This is a genomic window from Corallococcus sp. AB049A, from assembly GCF_003668885.1.
Classification (GTDB): domain Bacteria; phylum Myxococcota; class Myxococcia; order Myxococcales; family Myxococcaceae; genus Corallococcus; species Corallococcus interemptor.
Window position 1 is genome coordinate 1 of sequence record NZ_RAWL01001006.1, and the last position, 471, is coordinate 471.

The 471-nt window shown below is 50.3% G+C and carries 1 protein-coding gene; it reads right to left on the reverse strand.

Annotated features, from left to right (window positions below; translation table 11 throughout):
- Nucleotides 1-123 precede the first annotated feature (123 nt).
- The coding region (locus D7X55_RS45100; protein ID WP_233610429.1) for a hypothetical protein at nt 124-471 on the reverse strand (348 nt) is incomplete at its 5' end.

Genomic DNA, 471 nt, shown 5'->3' on the forward strand with positions numbered 1-471 from the left:
GTCTTTGGTAGCAGGTTCTCTGTGGCCTCGGCAACCTGCCATGCAGGTCCATGTTCACCATCGACCACACGCACACCGCCTGAGATGGTAGGCGTGACTGGGCCATTGCGGTCTCTTGATTCGTTAGGGGATAACAGTAGGGATGGAATCGGTAGGCTCATGTAGCGTCTCCTTTCTAGGGGTGGTTAACGTTGTGATGTATTCATGAGCACGCGATTCATGAACCAACAGGTATTCGGATTTGGTCTGTGTTTTGTCTTCGCGACTCAGGGTGATTCGGCTGTTGAATGTCTCAACTGGCACGAAATCATCTGGGTGTATGTACTCGGAGATGAACACCATATGATCTCGGCTTAGTTCCCTCATAAGGTTCCAATACTTGTCATGATCGAATGGGGGTACACCTCGATAGCCCGTGGTGCCTTCATATGGTGAATCCATGTAGAACACCTTCTGAACGCCGTTTCGATG